General features: G+C 31.2%; 15 protein-coding genes, 1 tRNA gene and 1 rRNA gene. 5 read left to right on the top strand and 12 right to left on the bottom strand.

All coding sequences use genetic code 11. From position 1 onward, the window contains the following. Nucleotides 1-37 precede the first annotated feature (37 nt). Complete coding sequence (gene yabG / locus HCG76_RS01800; protein WP_221700700.1) at nt 38-937, top strand: sporulation peptidase YabG; 900 nt, start codon at nt 38-40, stop codon at nt 935-937. 38 nt (nt 938-975) lie between these two features. Here the strand turns inward: yabG and HCG76_RS01795 are convergent, their stop codons facing one another. After that, complete coding sequence (locus tag HCG76_RS01795) at nt 976-1,977, bottom strand: CotS family spore coat protein (RefSeq protein ID WP_221700701.1); 1,002 nt, start codon at nt 1,975-1,977, stop codon at nt 976-978. A gap of 104 nt (nt 1,978-2,081) precedes the next feature. Between HCG76_RS01795 and HCG76_RS01790 the strand changes: the two genes are divergently transcribed. Further along, nucleotides 2,082-3,200: a glycosyltransferase family 4 protein gene (locus tag HCG76_RS01790; protein WP_221700702.1), complete on the top strand. Its 1,119-nt coding sequence runs from the start codon at nt 2,082-2,084 to the stop codon at nt 3,198-3,200. A gap of 71 nt (nt 3,201-3,271) precedes the next feature. Here HCG76_RS01790 and HCG76_RS01785 read toward each other — a convergent pair whose 3' ends face one another. Genes HCG76_RS01785 through HCG76_RS01775 form a run of 3 tightly spaced genes read right to left on the bottom strand, consistent with a single transcriptional unit; the run spans nt 3,272 to nt 6,069 of the window. Then, nucleotides 3,272-4,306: a CotS family spore coat protein gene (locus HCG76_RS01785; protein ID WP_221700703.1), complete on the bottom strand. Its 1,035-nt coding sequence runs from the start codon at nt 4,304-4,306 to the stop codon at nt 3,272-3,274. Nucleotides 4,307-4,319: 13 nt separating this feature from the next. Continuing rightward, nucleotides 4,320-5,060 carry a hypothetical protein gene (locus HCG76_RS01780; protein WP_221700704.1) on the bottom strand — a complete coding sequence of 247 codons (741 nt, stop codon included), beginning with the start codon at nt 5,058-5,060 and terminating at the stop codon, nt 4,320-4,322. Nucleotides 5,061-5,073: 13 nt separating this feature from the next. Then, nucleotides 5,074-6,069 (bottom strand): CotS family spore coat protein, encoded by a 996-nt coding sequence (locus HCG76_RS01775; RefSeq protein ID WP_221700705.1) that lies wholly within the window; start codon nt 6,067-6,069, stop codon nt 5,074-5,076. Nucleotides 6,070-6,194: 125 nt separating this feature from the next. On the opposite strand from HCG76_RS01775, the gene HCG76_RS01770 reads away from it, so the two are divergent. Further along, on the top strand, nt 6,195-7,325 hold the full coding sequence (locus tag HCG76_RS01770) for a glycosyltransferase family 4 protein (protein ID WP_221700706.1): 1,131 nt from the start codon (nt 6,195-6,197) through the stop codon (nt 7,323-7,325). Between the two features lie 39 nt (nt 7,326-7,364). On the opposite strand, the gene HCG76_RS01765 is transcribed toward HCG76_RS01770, so the two are convergent. The 3 genes from HCG76_RS01765 to tsaD form a co-directional block, all read right to left on the bottom strand. Then, complete coding sequence (locus HCG76_RS01765) at nt 7,365-8,570, bottom strand: S1C family serine protease (RefSeq protein WP_221700707.1); 1,206 nt, start codon at nt 8,568-8,570, stop codon at nt 7,365-7,367. Nucleotides 8,571-8,686: 116 nt separating this feature from the next. Then, entirely contained in the window at nt 8,687-9,697 is a 1,011-nt protein-coding gene (locus tag HCG76_RS01760) for an alpha/beta hydrolase (protein WP_221700708.1), read from the bottom strand. Nucleotides 9,698-9,775: 78 nt separating this feature from the next. Next, nucleotides 9,776-10,792 carry a tRNA (adenosine(37)-N6)-threonylcarbamoyltransferase complex transferase subunit TsaD gene (gene tsaD / locus HCG76_RS01755; protein WP_221700709.1) on the bottom strand — a complete coding sequence of 339 codons (1,017 nt, stop codon included), beginning with the start codon at nt 10,790-10,792 and terminating at the stop codon, nt 9,776-9,778. Nucleotides 10,793-11,088: 296 nt separating this feature from the next. Between tsaD and HCG76_RS01750 the strand changes: the two genes are divergently transcribed. Together HCG76_RS01750 and HCG76_RS01745 are read left to right on the top strand one after the other, a co-directional pair. Next, nucleotides 11,089-11,730 carry a RusA family crossover junction endodeoxyribonuclease gene (locus tag HCG76_RS01750; protein ID WP_221700710.1) on the top strand — a complete coding sequence of 214 codons (642 nt, stop codon included), beginning with the start codon at nt 11,089-11,091 and terminating at the stop codon, nt 11,728-11,730. A 14-nt stretch (nt 11,731-11,744) separates the two neighbouring features. After that, complete coding sequence (locus HCG76_RS01745; RefSeq protein ID WP_221700711.1) at nt 11,745-12,314, top strand: GDSL-type esterase/lipase family protein; 570 nt, start codon at nt 11,745-11,747, stop codon at nt 12,312-12,314. A 139-nt stretch (nt 12,315-12,453) separates the two neighbouring features. Here HCG76_RS01745 and HCG76_RS01740 read toward each other — a convergent pair whose 3' ends face one another. The 5 genes from HCG76_RS01740 to HCG76_RS01720 all read right to left on the bottom strand — a co-directional run bounded on the left by HCG76_RS01740 (nt 12,454) and on the right by HCG76_RS01720 (nt 19,308). Continuing rightward, nucleotides 12,454-13,386, bottom strand: coding sequence for an NAD(P)/FAD-dependent oxidoreductase (locus HCG76_RS01740; protein ID WP_221700712.1), 933 nt, complete (start codon nt 13,384-13,386; stop codon nt 12,454-12,456). Further along, entirely contained in the window at nt 13,379-14,737 is a 1,359-nt protein-coding gene (locus HCG76_RS01735; protein WP_221700713.1) for a TldD/PmbA family protein, read from the bottom strand. The genes HCG76_RS01740 and HCG76_RS01735 overlap by 8 nt, the downstream gene beginning before the upstream one ends. A gap of 10 nt (nt 14,738-14,747) precedes the next feature. Beyond that, nucleotides 14,748-16,127, bottom strand: a complete 1,380-nt coding sequence (locus HCG76_RS01730; RefSeq protein WP_221700714.1) for a TldD/PmbA family protein — start codon at nt 16,125-16,127, stop codon at nt 14,748-14,750. Nucleotides 16,128-16,330: 203 nt separating this feature from the next. Then, nucleotides 16,331-16,405, bottom strand: a tRNA-Asn gene (locus HCG76_RS01725). Nucleotides 16,406-16,454: 49 nt separating this feature from the next. Further along, nucleotides 16,455-19,308 (bottom strand): 23S ribosomal RNA (locus HCG76_RS01720). Nucleotides 19,309-19,503: the final 195 nt, after the last annotated feature.

Below are 19,503 nucleotides of genomic sequence, written 5' to 3'. Positions count from 1 at the left end.
ACTATAAACTGTAATAATGTAATTATTAGGAGAAAAAATGGTAATAGGTGATACTGTAGTTAGAAAATCATACGATAAAGATATAACTTTTAAAATAATAGATATAAAAGAAGTAGATGGCAAACTAGTATATATTCTTAAGGGAATTAGCATTAGAATAATAGCTGATTCTCCTGAAACTGATTTAGAACCAGTTGATGTTGACTTTGTTGGTGAAAAAGAAAAAATATTAAATAGCCGTGTTAATGATGCTATAAAAAAAGCTGTTAATACTCGTTCTGAAAACTCTTCTAAAAACAACTGTAAAAATGGGCCAATTTTATTGTCTCGAGGAAGTAAAAGTCAAAAAAATACTCCAAATAAAGACTTAATGTTTGGCCGCCCTGGAAAAATACTTCACATTGATGGTGATAGAGATTATTTAGAAACATGTTTAAAAGTATATAAACAACTTTCATTAGATGCTGTTGGTCGTGCTATATCTGAAAGAGAGCAAGCTGGTCATGTTGTAGATTTAGTTAAGGAAATTAAACCTGATATAGTAGTATTAACAGGACATGATAGCGTTTTAAAAGAAAGTAATGATTACTTAGACTTAAATAACTATAGAAATTCAAAATACTATATAGATGCTGTTAAAGCTCTTAGAAATTATAATTCAAGCTATGATGAGTTAGTTATTTTTGCTGGAGCTTGTCAATCATGCTATGAATGTTTATTAGATGCAGGCGCTAACTTTGCTAGTTCTCCAAGTCGTGTTTTAATCCATTGTCTTGATCCTGTATTCGTATGTGAAAAAATTGCTTATACAACTATTGATTCAGTTGTATCAATAACTAATATTGTTGAAAATACTATAACAGGTATAAAAGGTATTGGTGGATTACAAACTCGCGGTAAGTATAGAGAAGGTTATCCGAAATCTCCATTTATATAAATTAATATAATTTAAAAGTCGGCTTAAAAAGCCGACTTTTAAATTGTATTATATTCATTTTTAAACTCATCTAAAAACTTAAGATATTCATCCTTTTCATTTATTATACTTTCTAATTTACTATCAAAAGTATTTTGTCCCCAGTTAACCTCATTATAGTAATATCTATTAGCTAATCTCCAATATCTTTGTGGGAACTGCAAATAGGCATATAATACATTATATTCACATTCTTCTAACCTAGAAACCTCATTATAAGCCTCTATTATAGCTTTAGCAAATTCCATATTCCATTTATTTCGCTTCAATACTTTTATCATAAAGTTTGATATATCAAATGTTCTTATTTCTCTTTTACAATAATCAAAATCTATTACACTAACAGAATTGTCTTTTCCTAGTATAATATTATGATAAGTATAATCATGGTGACAGAAGCCTTTCTCAATTTCAGCCTTTTCACATAATTTATCATATTCTGATGTTCTTAATGTATTTAAAGCCTTTTTTCCTATTTCCTTATAGAACTCCATTGATTTTAAATATAATAAATCAAAATCACTTTTTCTATTCTTTTTTCTTATCATATCTCTCATTTTATCAAGGGATTTTATTCTTTTCTCCATAAGACTTGGCCATCTTCCTAAATCACTCTTTAATTTAGAGTTTTCTGGTGGATCATACCCCTTAGATGCTTCATGTAACTTAGCTAATGTTGCTGCAGCTATTTTTACTTCATCTATGTTATGAAAATCACACTCTCTCCCTTCTAACCATTCAGATAGAGTATATAAATCTTCATTTACTAACGCATATGGTTCACCATCTATGTTTAAAAAATATCTGTCTACAGTATTAAAACCATTATTTATTAAATGTTCCTTAGCACCATAAACAAACAAAAGTTTTTGTGGCCCATAATTTATCTTTTTAAGACATCTCTCACCTTTATTAGTTTTTAAATAATAGATACCCTTATTAGCTTTTATTATATCTATTTTTATTTGAAACTGTCTTTCTATTTCAAATTCTCTCATCATATTCCTCACCCCCTCTATATTTATATGTGTATACCATCTCTTTTATTAACATTTTTTATTTATTATAATATAATAAATTATAACTATTTTGAAAGGATTAAATCATGAAGATTGGTATTGATGGAAGAGCCGCAAAATGGTATAGGGGAACTGGCATAGGAACCTACACTTATCAATTAATTACTAACTTAAGTAAATATGATAATTCAAATCAGTATCTTACTTTCATTCCTGAAGATTCTGATTTAAAGCTTGAAGATAACTTTTCTATAGAATACACAATAGACTCATCTAACAATAACTTTTGGGATAATATAAAAGTTCCTAATTTATTAGATAACTTTAATATGGAGCTATATCACGTTCCTCAAAATGGTGTAGGCCTTTCAGACAACATTAATTGTCGTAAGACCATTACCTTACATGATATAATTCCACTAAGAATGCCTGAAACTGTAAGTAATAGATATTTAAAAATATTTAATGAGGAAATACCACAAATACTAAATAATTGCGATGGAATAATTACTGTTTCTGAGTTTTCTAAATTAGATATAGCTAATGAATTTAATTTTCCTCTTGAAAAAATATTTGTTACTCCTTTAGCCGCTGAAGATATTTATAGACCTATAAATCGATCCTATTGTAAAAATGTAATTAAAGATAAATATCGTATCAATAATAATTTTATATTATATGTTGGTGGATATAGTCCTAGAAAAAATATTATTGGTATTATGGAAGCATTTTCTCTATTAAGAAACACCATTAAAAAAGACTTAAAAATTGTAATTACCGGTAAAAAGGGACTTTCATATGAGAGATATAAAAATCGAGCTATAGAATTAGGTATTACTGACTCTGTTATTTTTACTGATTTTATTCCATTAGAAGATTTACCTTTATTTTATAATGCTTGTGAATTTTTAATTTATCCATCATTTTACGAAGGGTTTGGTCTTCCACCGCTAGAAGCAATGGCTTGTGGCACACCTGTAATTGCATCTAATGTTACATCAGTTCCAGAAGTATGTCAGAACTCAGCAATTTTAGTTAATCCACATGATGTTGATGAACTATCATATTCAATGGAAAGAGTATTAACAGATAGCTTTTTAAAACTAACAATGATTGAACGTGGTTTAAGTACTAGTAATAAATATTCTTGGAAAAATACTGCCTTAAATACTATAGATGCTTATAAAAATATAATTGACTTTTAAATTTTACTATATTAAAAATTATTTTTATCTAAATTTAATAAGGGTTATGCATATGCATAACCCTTATTATTTTATTCTAAATTTTCATTTATATTTCTTAACAAATCACTTCTAAAAGTATCAATTTCAATTTTATCCTTTAACCTACTTAAAAATACTTCATAATCCCAAGACTTCTGTTTCAAATAGTAATCCTTAGAAATATTAATAAAATCTCTTGGATAGTTTAGCATTGCATAAATTACTTCCTTCTCTTCATCTAAAACTTCAGATACACTACTATAATCCTTTATTATTTTACTAATTACTTCTTTATCATAAAGATAATTCTTAATTACTTTTATTATAAGATTATATATATCCATAGATCTAATATCAATTTTACAATAATCAAAATCTATCATATTAACTTCATCTTCATCAATTATAAAATTATGATGTGCTAAATCTAAATGACATAAAATCATATTTTTTTCATCTGCATAAAGTTCATTATAAGAACTATTAGTTAATAGATTTATACTTTTATTTAAATCATTTTTTGCTTTTGATACATTATCTAAAAATAATATATCAAATTCATTTTTATAACTAAACTTACCTATGACCCTTTCTGCTTCTGTAATAAAGCATAAATCATTCAAAAATTCATATATTAAGTTTTTAGATTTATTTAATCTTATATCTTCATTTGTAAAATTATTAATTATATTCTTCGATGCATTATGAAAATTTGCTAAAGCTTTAGTACACCATTCTACTTCAATTGGATTTGTAAAGGTTGCTTCTCGTCCCTCTATCATATCTAATAATACATATGACTTCCCTTTCCACTCTGTAATTATATCTCCATTAGAGTTTGTACAATATTGAAGTATATATCTATCATTTTCCTTAATTATATTTAAAGCTTTATCTATAAATTTTATCCTATCTTGTGATGAACTAATTATTTTTAATATCTTCTTTCCCTTATCTGTAAATAAAATAAATACTTTTCTTAATGGAATAATATCATAAACCTTTACGCCTAGTTTATAAAAAAACTCCTCGCTTAAATCATAGCTACATAATATCCTTTTATCTATATATCTAAACTTATTCATTTTGTTCCTCCATTCATAAAAGTTCAATACCATCTATCTTTTGAGCAATACCAATCTCCTTTATCCATTCTTCATCACTAAATCTTTCTCTATCTTCTTTTAACTTCAGTAGTTCTTTAATTGATTCTAAAGGATAATTAGCTAATATAGTCATATAATTTATACTAGCACTATTTAAATTTGCTTTATATGCAAAATCATTTATTAAATTAATAATGTCTCCTTTATAACCCCTTTTCCTTAACCTTTTTATATAATTATAACAATCATGCTCAATCATATTATAAGAAATATATCTTGTAGTTCTTATACTTATGGCTAAACCATCTTTCTTTAGATTTCCTTCATCTACTCTTCCTAGGCATATATCATAATTATTCATACTCCTTATTATTATTTTTAAGTACGCTTCTTCATCTAATGTATTTAATGATTTATTAGCTCTATTTAAAATTTTATTTCCCTCTTCAATAATAAAAAAATCAAAATCACTTTTATTATATTTTTCTTCAAATGATTTCACCATTTTTAATATTTTTTTTCTTTGAACCATAAATGACTCCATTTCCCTACCTATTGAACTTTCAATTCTAGGAATTATATTTATTTTCTTTCCTTTTAAAATTTTTTGTACTTCAATTATCAGAGATATCTGCTTGTCTGTATCCCAAACATATTTTTTCTTCATTCCTTTAGGAAAATTCTCTTCTCCAACAATTATTCCATTACTATTTAAAAACTCTATTATATCCAAACAGCATCGCTCCTTAATTGAAATACTCTTCTAAAAATTCTTCTCTATATTCAATGTCTTCTAAATATTTTTTTATCTTTTCTATAAAAAATTCCTCTCCCCAAGGTTGTTGTTCCCAATAATATTGAATCCCAACTTGCCAAAATACTTGTGGAAATCTAATAAATTCCTTTATTAATTTTAATTCCTCATCATAAACATTATTACTTTTGCAATAATTATTTAAAATTAAATTAGCTTTTTCTTTACTCCATTTACCACCTTTCATTGATCTAATCAATAATGAAGATAAATCATGTAAATGAGTATCTAAAATACAGTAGTCAAAATCTATTACATTAAATTCTCCATTCTCATCAACTAAAATATTATGATGTGCAAAGTCATGATGACAAAATCCGCTCTTCATTACTTCCTTATCCATCAGTTCAATATAATTGCTTTCTTGCAATGACTTAACCACCATTTTTCCTCTTTCTATTTCACTTTCTAAATTATCTAAATATATATAATCAAATTTAGATTTATATGCTTTTTGATATATTCTGTTTTTAAAATCTAACATTTCATTACATCGTGTTTCAAAAACTTTTATCCATGAATACCAGCCTATTCTTGGATTCATACTTCTATTTAAAGTAAATCCAGTACTGCATGTATGAAGCTCACCTAATTTTTTAGCTACTAAACCCAATTCTATGGGATTATTATAATTACTAACTCTAGATGGAATCCATTCTGTTAAATACGCATACTGATTTTCAATCTGTATATAATCACCATTATTTTTATTTTTTAATATAATGGGAATTTTACTAAAGCTCCTTTTTTGTAAATGCTTAATTGCAGATAAAATAAAATAGAAATGTCCAAAATCATATTTAATTATTTTTATTGCATAGGTTGAATTATCACTTTCTAATTTATAGCTATTTTTAACTTTTTCAAGTGATTTTACATTTATTGAATAATTAGATTCTATAGATTTTTTTAGATTTTCTGTATCCATAGCAAACTCCTAAAGTTTTATTCTATTTATTATATGAAATTACATATTTCATTGTGTTTACTATCACATAAATTACTTATTTATAATATTTATAATATTATAGGTTTTTTAGGAGGCGTTATACTTTGAAAGTTTCAATAGATGCTAGAGGAATTAATTTATACAAGGGATCTGGTATAGGTACCTATACTGAAAATCTTCTTATAGAACTTCTTAATATAGATAATAAAAATAATTATTCTATTTTTTGGGCTGGAGATAATTATGAAAATTATAAAAAATATAATTCCAAAATAATTTTTACGTCAAAAAAACATGGTGGGTTTTATGAAAATTATTATTATCCAAATTACATTAAAGAAAATAACATAGATTTACATCATATACCTCAAAACGGTATTGGATTAAATGAACTATATACATCTTCAGCTATAGTAACTATTCACGATCTAATTCCTTATATTTTACCTGAGACTGTCGGTAGAGGATATCTTGAAAGATTTTTAAGGGATATGCCTTTTATAGTTAATAACTCTAAGGCAATATTAACAGTTTCTGAATACTCTAAAAATGATATAATAAAGTTTTTCCCTTCAGTAAATCCAGATAAAATATTTGTTACTCCCCTAGCTGCCAATAAAAATTACAAACCATTAAACAAATTTAACTGTATCGATTACCTTAAAAATAAATATAGTATTGATTATCCTTTTATATTATATATAGGTGGATTTAGTACAAGAAAAAATGTAAAAGAACTTATCATTGCTTTTAGTAAAATTCAAAAATCATTAAAAAAGGACTATAAATTAGTTTTATGTGGCTCTATACGAGATGAGGGAATTAAACTTCAAGAACTATGCAAAGAGCTTTTAATAGATGATAAAATTATATTTACAGGTTTTATACCTGATGATGATTTACCTATATTTTATAACGCTGCTGAACTTTTTGTTTATCCATCATTATATGAGGGCTTTGGTCTACCACCTCTTGAAGCTATGAGTTGTTCTACTCCTGTAATTACATCTAACTTGACCTCAATTCCGGAAGTAACCAATAATTGTGCTGTTTTAATAAATCCTTTATATAACGATGAACTTTCTTTATCAATTATTGATTTATTAAATTCAGATTCATTATTACAAGAGTATGGCCAAAAAGGATATAATAATAGCTTAAAATTCACTTGGAAAAACACAGCAATTTCCACCTTAAAAGCCTATGAAAGTGTCTTTCAAAGTAAAGAAAATTAAAAAATAGAGACTATGAAAAATTCATAGTCTCTATATTATTTAATTTGTTGTATTTGAAGTTAGTGTTATAGTAGTATTTTGAGTTTTTCCATCTCTTATAAACTCAATATTAATACTATCTCCCTCTTCTTTAGAATTTTTAACCGCTTGTAATTCATCAAAAGTTTTAACTCTATTTCCATCAGCCTTAACTATTAAATCTCCAGCTTTTAATCCTGCTTTTTCTGCTGGTGAAAACTCATTAACTTCAACGATGTAAAGTCCTTCTTCCATATTTAATTGCTTAGCCATGCTCTCATCTATAGCTCTTATTGATACACCTAAGTTTAATATCGGCTTAGATAATGATTCAATTTTATCTTTTACATCATTAATAGGAATTGCAAATCCAATACCTTCAGCGCCGTCACTTGCCTTTAATGTATTAATACCAATAACTTGCCCTTTTGTATTAATTAATGGTCCACCACTATTCCCTGAATTAATAGCTGTATCTGTTTGTATTAAATTAGTGCTAACTCCCGTTTGTGTCTCAACACTTCTATTTAATGCACTTACTATACCTTTAGTTAATGTAGATGATAATTCCTTAGATAACGGATTTCCAATAGCTAATACTTCTTCACCTGGTTGTAATGCATCAGAATCCCCTAACTCAACAACTCCAGGAACTTCTATATCATCATTAATTTTTATCATAGCTACGTCTTGATCTGCATCATAGTTTACTACAGATGCCTTTACTTCTCTGTTATCACTTAATGTTACAGTTACTTCCTTAGCTCCATCTATAACATGATAATTTGTTAAAATATATCCATCATTATTTATTATGAATCCTGATCCCATACCTTCCGTTTCTTGTTGGAACCAGCCATTTACACTTTGTATTGATTTAGTTGATACCATAACTACTGCTGGAGCCACTTTCTTATATATATCTGCTGCTGATAATGCCATATTATCAGTAGCAAATGAAACTGGATCTACCGTTACAGTATTACCTGAATTATTATTTCTATTTCCATCTGTTATAAAATAAGTAACTCCTGAACCAATTACCCCACCACATAAAGAACATATAAGTGCAAGGGCTATATACTTAGCAATTCCATTTCCATTCCTATTTTTCTTCTTCTTTTTTTTATCTTTATTTGGCTCTTCATTAAAAGTATGTTTTACTTCTCCCTCTTCACTTACTTCTGTTTCGCTATAAGCTGCATCATAAATATTCTCATTATCCATATATACTAACTCCTTTTTCGTTTTTATTTATTTCATACTTATAATATAACCACTCAATGTGTCAAATATATGACAATAAAAAAAAACAGGCACCATTTTTTGATGCCTACTCATTATTATTTTTTTTGTTCAGCTATATCCTGTAACCTTTTAACAGTTTGTCTTATAGCATTTAAAACATTCTCCTTATCATTTAAAGCTAAAAAATCTTTATCAGATTTAGTTACATATACAGTTGTTAAATCCTCACTACCTAATTTCTTTAAAGGATCATCTTGATTTTTAGTAAGTAAATAATACGGAATATCACTAAACATTCCTTCAGTCTGACTATTACTTTGCCCATTAAGAACGTTATTCAACTCATGGTATACTGCCGTTGTATAGTTTGATTTAGTTCTTAAAGTTAAAAATTCATCTAAATTACTTTCTAAAAGTCCTGATTCATAGTCCTTCAAATTTACATCTAAATCCAGCTTGTCCAGTAGCATTGTAAGTCCACACTTTGATCCAATTCTTTCAAGTCCTCTTCTAAACTTAGTTATAAATTGACTATTTTGATATTCTTTTGTATGAACTTCCTGTTCATTAATCGGATCAATCATGATGGCTGCTGCAACAGAATCCTTAAATTGTTCTGCAAAACTTGTTAGTACAAGAGAGCCATATCCTTCTCCAACAATTATATAAGGTCCTGATAAGCCTGCTTTTCTTAATAATATTTTCAAATCTCTAGCTTGTTCCTTAGGTGTTCTTCCTGAAGATATATCACTATATCCGTATCCCTGTCTATTGTAAACGAAAGTTTTTACATTATCATTTTTCTTTAGTTCTTCTACAATAGGAGTCCACTCCTCTAAAGTAGCTCCCATATCACCATCAAAGATAATAGTGTAGCTACCTTCCCCTTCTATTCTATAATCTAGCCTTAGATCATCTACTGTAGTATAATTTACCCTTTTTCTTAATCTTTCGCCATCAATAAAGTCAACTACATTTTGAGTAACAACTCCAATAACTATTATAATAACAATTATCCCAAATATTATTTTAAATTTGTCTTTAGGACTTCTTTGCTTTTTCATACTTACTGTGCGTACTCCATTTGAATACGGTAAAAACTTCATTTTATTTCTCTCCCCATACTTTCTTATATACAATAAATATTTTTATACTTAAGATTTTGAAATTATATCTATTTAGTTTTAATTATTTAGCTTTAAATTAGGCTTTGCATTTAAGTTTAAATCACTAATTTTTTCATTAATAAAATTGAAATAAGCTGCACTTCCAATCATAGCTGCATTATCAGTACATAAAATTGGAGCTGGGAATAATACTTCTATCCCTCTTTTAGAAGCTTCTTTAATAAGAGTTTCTCTTAAGCTTGAATTAGATGCTACTCCACCTGCTATTGCAATTGTCTTAACATTTTTCTTTTTACAAGTTAATAAAACATTTTCTTTCAATACATCTATAACTGCATATTGGAATGAAGCTGCAACATCAGCATTATTCACTTCAATATTTTGCATTTTACACTTATTTAAATAATTAAGAACCGCCGATTTTACACCACTAAATGAAAAATCTAAAGTTTCCTCATGAAAATTAGCCTTTGGGAATGCTATAGCTTTAGGATTTCCTTCCTTTGCTAACTTATCTATTTTAGGACCACCTGGATATCCAAGTCCTAACGCTCTTGCAACCTTATCATAAGCTTCTCCCGCTGCGTCATCCCTAGTTTGACCAATTACCTCATACTCACCATAATTTTTAACATGTACTATAAAAGTATGCCCTCCAGATACTACTAATGATACGAATGGTGGCTTTAATTCTTTATGTTGTATATAATTTGCACAAATATGTCCTTCAATATGATTTACTCCTATTAAAGGTTTCTTAGTTGCAAATGCTAATCCCTTTGCAAACTGTAATCCAACTAGTAAAGCTCCTACTAACCCTGGACCATATGTAACACCTATAGCATCAATTTTATCTAAAGTAATATTTGCCTCTTCAAGAGCTTCTTCTACTACTCCATTAATAGCTTCAATATGCATTCTTGAAGCTACTTCAGGCACTACTCCTCCATACTTTTTATGTGTATCTATTTGAGAAGCAATTACATTAGATAATACCTCTCTTCCATTAACAACAACTGCTGCTGAAGTCTCATCACAACTTGATTCTATTGCTAAAATATACTTATCTTCCATTTATTTTACCTCTTCTTTTTACTATATAACACCAAACTGTATTATAACGTAATCATAAAACATAATCAAATTATTACTTGTTAATATAAATTTGCTAATGTATAGTTTAACTATACTAAAATTCTTATTTAGATTATATACTTTTAAAAATTATTATTCACTATTTTTTATTTCATTTTATGGATTTTTAAGGATTTCTTAATAATTATGTATTAATTTAATCCTTACCATAATAATTATTAACATTATTGTTAAATATTATGTCGTTTTATTTTTATTTTTTAGGGAGAAAATATATGAAACCTTATGCAAAAGTAATAGTTTTAGGATCACCTATAACTAAGTCAAATTTTAAATTACATAATAAAGATGGAAAAGCCATATTACCTTACAATACAGGAAAATCACATGATAAGTATGCATTATACGAGGAAGAAATAGCCTATCATGCCAGAAGTCAAAACCCTGATATAGTATTTCATGAATCTCTTATTGCTGTATTAAAGGTTTATTATAAAAGTGAAAAAAGACATCCAGATACAGCTAATATAACTAAAAGCATATTTGATGGTATTGAAAAAAGCGGTCTAATTGTAAATGATGCACAAATTCGAAGAATAATAGTAGAAGAATTTTATGATAAAGAAAATCCAAGATTCGAACTAGAGCTGTTTGGTGAAAGTGAATTCTCAGTTTCATATTCTATTAATGAAAGAGAAATTAAAAACGAAAAAAGACTTTATTCATCATTACATAAATCTATAAATTCTCCTGTAAAATCATCAAAAACAAAAGTTTTAAAAGAAAAATCTGATAATACAGTATCTTCAATAAATAAATGCTCTATTTGCAATAATATTTTAAAAGATAATAATTATATAAAGGCAGATAAGGGCAAAACTCTTATTTGTAAAACTTGCTTTAATAAATTATTTTAAGGAGATTTTAAATTATGAGTAATAAATATGTATTCTTAGGGGATAGCTTAATATATGGATATGGCGTTAAACCTAAAGATAATTGGGTTAATAAACTTAAAACAACTTACAACTTAAATGTATCTAATAAAGGAATTAATGGTAGTACATCAACTGATATGCTAGTTAGATTTCAAAGAGATGTTCTTGATTCATTACCTAACACTTTATTTTTAATGGCAGGAACAAATGATTTACTTTCTAATAGAAATGTATCTTCTATTATTGATAATATTGAATTAATGATTAAAGATGCATTATCAAATAATATTAAAGTATTAATAGGTATTCCACCTAATATTATTCCTGAAATGGCTAATACTCTTTTTATGAGATGTGATACTTATGATTATTGTAAAGAAAATTTAGCTTTACTAAGAAAAGAAATTTTAAATCTTTGTACTAAATATTCATTAAAATACATAGACTTTTATTCAGCAACAGAAGATACTAAAGGAATCTCAAACCTATATCTTGATGGAATACACTTTAATCCATTAGGACAAGACCTATTATTTGAAACAGCTAAACACACTTTTATTTAAGGTAAGAGTGAAGAGTGAAGGTTGAAACTGCTATGGCAGTTTCTTAAAATATATATTTTTTAATTCGGCTTAGCTGAATTATTTCCTTAACTTTTCACTCTTACTTCTTCACTCTTCACTAAATAAATTGCTTCGCAATTTATTTCAAGTATTCTGCTACTTGTTTTCCAACCTTAAATCCATTTTCTCCACTATTAAAAAGTAAATCTATTCCACCTTCCATAGTACCTGTTATAAATACACCTTCCACAGAAGTATGATTATTTTCACTACGAACTATATCTCCATCCATTATTATGCTCATTTTTTTCATGAAGTCATTATCTGGTAAGTATCCTACAGATAATATTAATGAGTCGCATTCAATAGAAGTTATTTCTTCAGTTTCAACATTATTAATTCTAGCTAAATTTACTCTTTCTTCACCTTCAATTTCAATTACTTCACTTGTATAAATTATAGGAATATTAAATCCGTTAATAATATCTAGTTCATCTCTATTAAAACTCTTTCTTTCAGTAACTATGCCTTTTACATTAGCACCTTCAATTACTAACCTTCTTGCTAAAATAAGAGTCCAAATATTATCTCCTATAATTATAATCTCTTTTCCTGGTAAGTATCCGCTGTAATTAACTAATCTATGTGCTGAACCTGTAGTAAATACTCCTGTAAATTTATTAATAGGTATCATAATATTACCTGTATATTTTTCCCTACATCCTGCAGCTAAGACTATAGATTTAGCGGATATTTCTTGTATTCCTTCTAATGGATTAACATAGGTTATAACCTTATCCCTATTTATTTCTAAAACTCTAGTATTTATTTTATATTCTCCACCTAGTTCTTTATAATCTTTTATCAAGATACTACCAAGCTCTGGACCAGTAACAACATTATTTAAATAATATTCCCCAAATCCATTATCTATAAATAAATTTAAATTCCCACCTAATAAATCCTCTTTTTCTAAAATTAAAACATTTTTAACTCCAGATTTAAGAGCAGAAACTCCAGCTGAAAGTCCTGAAGCTCCTGATCCAATTATAACTAAGTCATATTTATTCATTATCTGACCCCTCTCCAGCAATGGAAAGTTCCTTTATTAAAATACTTGGACTACCAACACTACTCATAGGGAATTTTAAGTCATTTCCTATTTCTTCAACATCCTTTAATAAAGCAAAGAAATTTCCAGCTACTGTTATTTGTTCTACAGGTTTAGTTTTAGTTCCATTTTCTATATAAAATCCTTTTGCTGCTAAAGAAAAATCTCCAGTTATTGAGTTTGCTCCTGAATGTAAACCTGCAAAATCAGTAATTATCAACCCTTTATTTATTTTTTTGATAATTTCTTCTAATGAATTTGTTCCAGGTTCTATATAAAAGTTTGTTGGTGATACTGAAATAGGTGAAGCATATGAAGATTTAAATCCATTTCCTGTAGATTTAACCCCAGCTTTATTAGAAGTCTTTAAATTATGAAGTAAGCTTTCTAACTTTCCATCTTTTATTAAATATGTTTTAGTTGTAGCTACTCCTTCATCATCAAATCCAACTGATGCTAATCCATTCTCTAAGTGTGGATTATCTACTAAGTTAACTATATCCGCTGCAATAACTTCTCCTTCTTTTCCTTTTAAAAGGCTTAATCCTTTTTGAACTGCATCACCACTAAATACACCTGAAAACGTAGAAATAAGAGATACCATTGCATCATTATTTATTATTACTTTATAATTACCTGATGGTATTGATTTCCCTCCTATTTTACTTAAAGCTTCATCTACTCCCATTTTAGCAATTTCATATGGATTAACCTCATCTAATGATTTTGCAACAACATATCCAAAGCCATCATACATATTATCCCCATCTTTAACAATTGGAACAACATATGATGTTAATATATTTGATTTATTGTGTAAATTTAATCCCTTAGAATTTATTATTCCATATTTTCCAGAACTATAAGATACTGCACATCCACTAAAGCTTTCTACTTTATCACAGTATTTCTTCGCCTCTGATTCCATATCTAAAGCAATCTTTATTAATTTATCAGCTGAAATATTCTCTAAAGCTTTATAATAGGTATTAATATTCTTATACTCTTTATCTCCATCATAAATAAATTGAACATCATTATTTTCAATTGCTAAAACATTTTCTTTAGCTTTTTTTACAAGCATTTCTATAGCATCTTCATCTAATATTTCCGTATAAGAATATCCTATTTTATCTCCTAGCTTACCTCTAAAAGATAAACCAGCCGAATTATTAACGTTATATTTTTCTACTTCACTCTTATATACACTTATACTTAAACTTTCTCTATCAACATAATAAACTTCATATTCTGAAAATCCAGCTTCCTTTGCCTTCTTGAATAAACTCTTTACGAATAAATCTAATTCCATATTACCCCTCCTATCTTCCACCTACAGTTATTTCTTTTACTCTAATCATTGGTTGCCCTACATTAGTGGCAATACTTCCTGATGATGATCCACACATTCCTTGACCTTGTGTCATATTATTTCCAACCATATCTATATCCATTAATATTTCGCTACCTTTTCCTATTAAACTAGCTCCTCTAACAGGTTCTTGAATAACTCCATCTTTTACTAAATACCCTTCTGAAACAGCAAAATTAAATTCACCAGTAACTGGATTAACAGAACCTCCTCCCATTTTCTTAGCATATAATCCATTACTAATAGATTTAATTATATCTTCTGGATTATCATTTCCATTAGCTATATAAGTATTAGTCATTCTGGATGTTGGTGCAAACTTATAGCTTTGTCTTCTTCCGCTTCCTGTTGGCGCCATTCCCATTCTACGACCATTCAATTTATCAATCATATAAGATTTTAATATTCCATTTTCTATAAGAACATTTTTTTGTGTCTTATTTCCTTCATCATCTATATTTAATGAGCCCCAAGCATTAGGAATAGTACCATCATCAATAGCTGTAACTTTAGTTGATGCTATTTGCTCTCCTAACTTTCCTGTAAATACTGAATTTCCTTTTGCAACAGCTGTTGCTTCTAACGAATGTCCACACGCTTCATGGAATATAACACCACCAAATCCATTATCAATGGCTACTGTCATTCTACCCGCTGGACAATTCTTTGCATGTAACATTGTATATGCTTGTTTTGCAGCTTCTCTTCCGTAATATTCTGGATCTATTTCTTTAAACATTTCAAATCCCATATGTCTACCAGGACCTTCAAATCCTGTTTGATTTTCACCATTAATAGAAGCTATAGCATTTACAGTAAGCCTTGTTCTAACTCTCTTATCTCCAGTATATAACCCTTCTGTATTAGCAATTAATATATTTTGCTCTTTATCAACATAGCCTACACCTACTTGAACTATTTCATTATGATAATTCTTTGCAGCGTCATAAGCTACTTTCATAACCCCTATTTTTTTATTAATTTCAATAGATGATGGAGCAAGTATTATTGGATTAAAGTTAATAGTATCTCTTTCATTAAGAACTATCATTTTTTCCTCCTTTAACTCACCTAATGCAAGTGCTGCTTTATGTGCTACATTCAAAAGAGAAGTTAGACTATTATTATTTGTATAAGCATATACACTTTTTAATCCCTTAAATATTCTAATACCAATTCCATAGGTTCTACCTCCTACAGAATTTTCTACTTTTCCATTTAATATACTAATTGAATTATTTAAAGTATCTTCTTCAAATATTTCTGCAAAATCCCCTCCAGTTATTAAACATCTCCCCAGCACTTTTTCTGCTATTTCACGAGATAACATAAATTCTTCCTCCTTTTCATGTCTAGAATAAATTTACCTAGACTACTTTTTATTATATTTTATTATATATCATATCTTCTATTATTTACTATAAATTTATATTTGACTAATTAATAATTATAAAAAAATAAAGTCAGCCTAAGCTGACTTTATAAATTTTATTTATAAAACTAAAAAAGCTAGAATTAACTTCTAGCTTTACTTGGCTCCGCGAAGAGGACTCGAACCTCCAGCCTATCGGTTAACAGCCGAGTGCTCCACCATTGAGCTATCGCGGATTATTAGAGAATTTGTTCTCTGAAAATTGCATATGAATTATTTTTATAATTGGTCAAGCCCTCGACCTATTAGTATCAGTCAGCTACATACGTTACCGCACTTACACCTCTGACCTATCAACCTTGTGTTCTTCAAGGGGTCTTACTAGCTTATGCTATGGGAAATCTCATCTTGAGGGAGGCTTCACGCTTAGATGCTTTCAGCGTTTATCCCTTCCCGACTTAGCTACCCAGCCATGCTCCTGGCGGAACAACTGGTGCACCAGAGGTCAGTCCATCCCGGTCCTCTCGTACTAAGGACAGCTCCTCTCAAATTTCCTACGCCCGCGACGGATAGGGACCGAACTGTCTCACGACGTTCTGAACCCAGCTCGCGTGCCGCTTTAATGGGCGAACAGCCCAACCCTTGGGACCTACTACAGCCCCAGGATGCGACGAGCCGACATCGAGGTGCCAAACCTCCCCGTCGATGTGGACTCTTGGGGGAGATCAGCCTGTTATCCCCGAGGTAGCTTTTATCCGTTGAGCGATGGCCCTCCCACGAGGTACCACCGGATCACTAAGCCCGACTTTCGTCCCTGCTCGACTTGTAGGTCTCGCAGTCAGGCTCCCTTATGCCTTTGCACTCTACGAACGATTTCCGACCGTTCTGAGGGAACCTTTGGGCGCCTCCGTTACTTTTTAGGAGGCGACCGCCCCAGTCAAACTGCCCACCTAACAATGTCCAGTCACCAGATTCATGGCGTCCTGTTAGAACCCCAGTACTGTCAGGGTGGTATCCCAAGGTTGACTCCACTAAGGCTGACGCCCTAGTTTCCCAGTCTCCCACCTATCCTGTACAGACAATACCGGAATTCAATGCTAAGCTGCAGTAAAGCTCTACGGGGTCTTTCCGTCCAATCGCGGGTAGCGAGCATCTTCACTCGCACTACAACTTCGCCGGATTTGCAGTTGAGACAGTGCCCAAGTCATTACGCCATTCGTGCGGGTCAGAACTTACCTGACAAGGAATTTCGCTACCTTAGGACCGTTATAGTTACGGCCGCCGTTTACTGGGGCTTAAGTTCACACCTTCGCTTGCGCTAAGTGTTCCCCTTAACCTTCCAGCACCGGGCAGGCGTCAGCCCCTATACATCAGCTTGCGCTTTAGCAGAGACCTGTGTTTTTGCTAAACAGTTGCTTGGGCCTATTCTCTGCGGCCTGCTCTCGCAGGCACCCCTTCTCGCGAACTTACGGGGTCAATTTGCCTAGTTCCTTAACTGCAATTCTTCCGCCGGCCTTAGGATTCTCTCCTCATCTACCTGTGTCGGTTTGCGGTACGGGCACTACTTCTCTCTCTAGATGCTTTTCTTGGAAGCATGGAATCATGTACTTCGGCCTATATGGCCTTCCCCATCACGCCTCAGAATTGTTACAGCGGATTTGCCTACCGTAACTCCCTAAACGCTTAGACTAGCATTTCCAATCGCTAGCACACACTATCCTTCTCCGTCACACCCTCGATAATAACGATGGTAGTGGTATCGGAATATCAACCGATTGTCCATCGCCTACGCCTTTCGGCCTCGGCTTAGGTCCCGACTAACCCTCAGCGGACGAGCCTTCCTGAGGAAACCTTAGATATTCGGCCTGTAGGATTCTCACCTACATCTCGCTACTAATGCCAACATTCTCACTCGTAATCAGTCCACCGCTCCTTACGGTACGACTTCAGCCCGATTACGACGCTCCCCTACCGCTTGCTAATGCAAGCCCGTAGCTTCGGTGGTAAGTTTGAGCCCCGGACATTTTCGGCGCAGGATCTCTCGACTAGTGAGCTATTACGCACTCTTTAAATGAGTGGCTGCTTCTAAGCCAACATCCTAGTTGTCTTAGAAATCCCACATCCTTTTCCACTTAACTTACACTTTGGGACCTTAGCTGACGATCTGGGCTGTTTCCCTTTTGACCACGGATCTTATCATTCGTAGTCTGACTGCCGGACTTAATGTATGTGGCATTCGGAGTTTGATAAGGTTCGGTAAGCGCTATGCCCCCTAGCCCATTCAGTGCTCTACCTCCACTACACATATCCGACGCTAGCCCTAAAGCTATTTCGGGGAGAACCAGCTATCTCCGAGTTCGATTGGAATTTCTCCGCTATCCACAGCTCATCCCATGCTTTTTCAACAGCAACGTGGTTCGGTCCTCCACGAAGTTTTACCCTCGCTTCAACCTGGCCATGGATAGGTCACCCGGTTTCGGGTCTACGGCATGCAACTAGTCGCCCTATTAAGACTCGGTTTCCCTTCGGCTCCGTACCTTAAGTACTTAACCTTGCTACATACCGTAACTCGTTGGCTCGTTCTACAAAAAGCACGTCATCACCCTCATATGGGGCTTTGACCGGTTGTAGGCACACGGTTTCAGGTTCTATTTCACTCCCCTCCCGGGGTTCTTTTCACCTTTCCCTCACGGTACTGCTTCACTATCGGTCATCAGGTAGTATTTAGCCTTGGGAGGTGGTCCTCCCTGNATCTTAACTTTCACCTACAGGACTATTACCTCCTACGGTCTAACTTTCCAGTTATGTTCGGTTAGTTACGACTTCTCGTTAATGCTCTGTCCGCAACCCCAAAGATAAATCTTTGGTTTGGGCTCTTTCCCTTTCGCTCGCCGCTACTAAGGAAATCGATTTTTCTTTCTCTTCCTCTAGGTACTTAGATGTTTCAGTTCCCTAGGTTTACCCTCGTATAGCTATGTATTCACTATACGATACATGGGGTTTCCCATGTGTGTTCCCACATTCGGAAATCTCCGGATCACTGGCTATGTGCGCCTACCCGAAGCTTATCGCAGCTTATCACGTCCTTCATCGGCTCCTGATGCCAAGGCATTCACCATGCGCCCTTTGTAGCTTGACCTTTGTTCGTTTATTATGCCTTATTACTGCGTCAACTTCGAAATCTACTTGTTCACGTACCTAAAGTACTGTTCACTACGTATATTTCTCGTTTCCTTGTACTAAGTCATACTAAACTTCACAATCATCTTCTTTTTCAAAGTTTTGCATTTAATATCACAAAGAATATTTCTTGGCTTACTTCTCAATATGTTTT

This window comes from Clostridium sp. K13, from assembly GCF_019734195.1.
GTDB lineage: Bacteria > Bacillota > Clostridia > Clostridiales > Clostridiaceae > Clostridium.
Note: the sequence above shows the minus strand (reverse complement) of the source record. Positions and strands in the feature narration are given on the sequence as shown.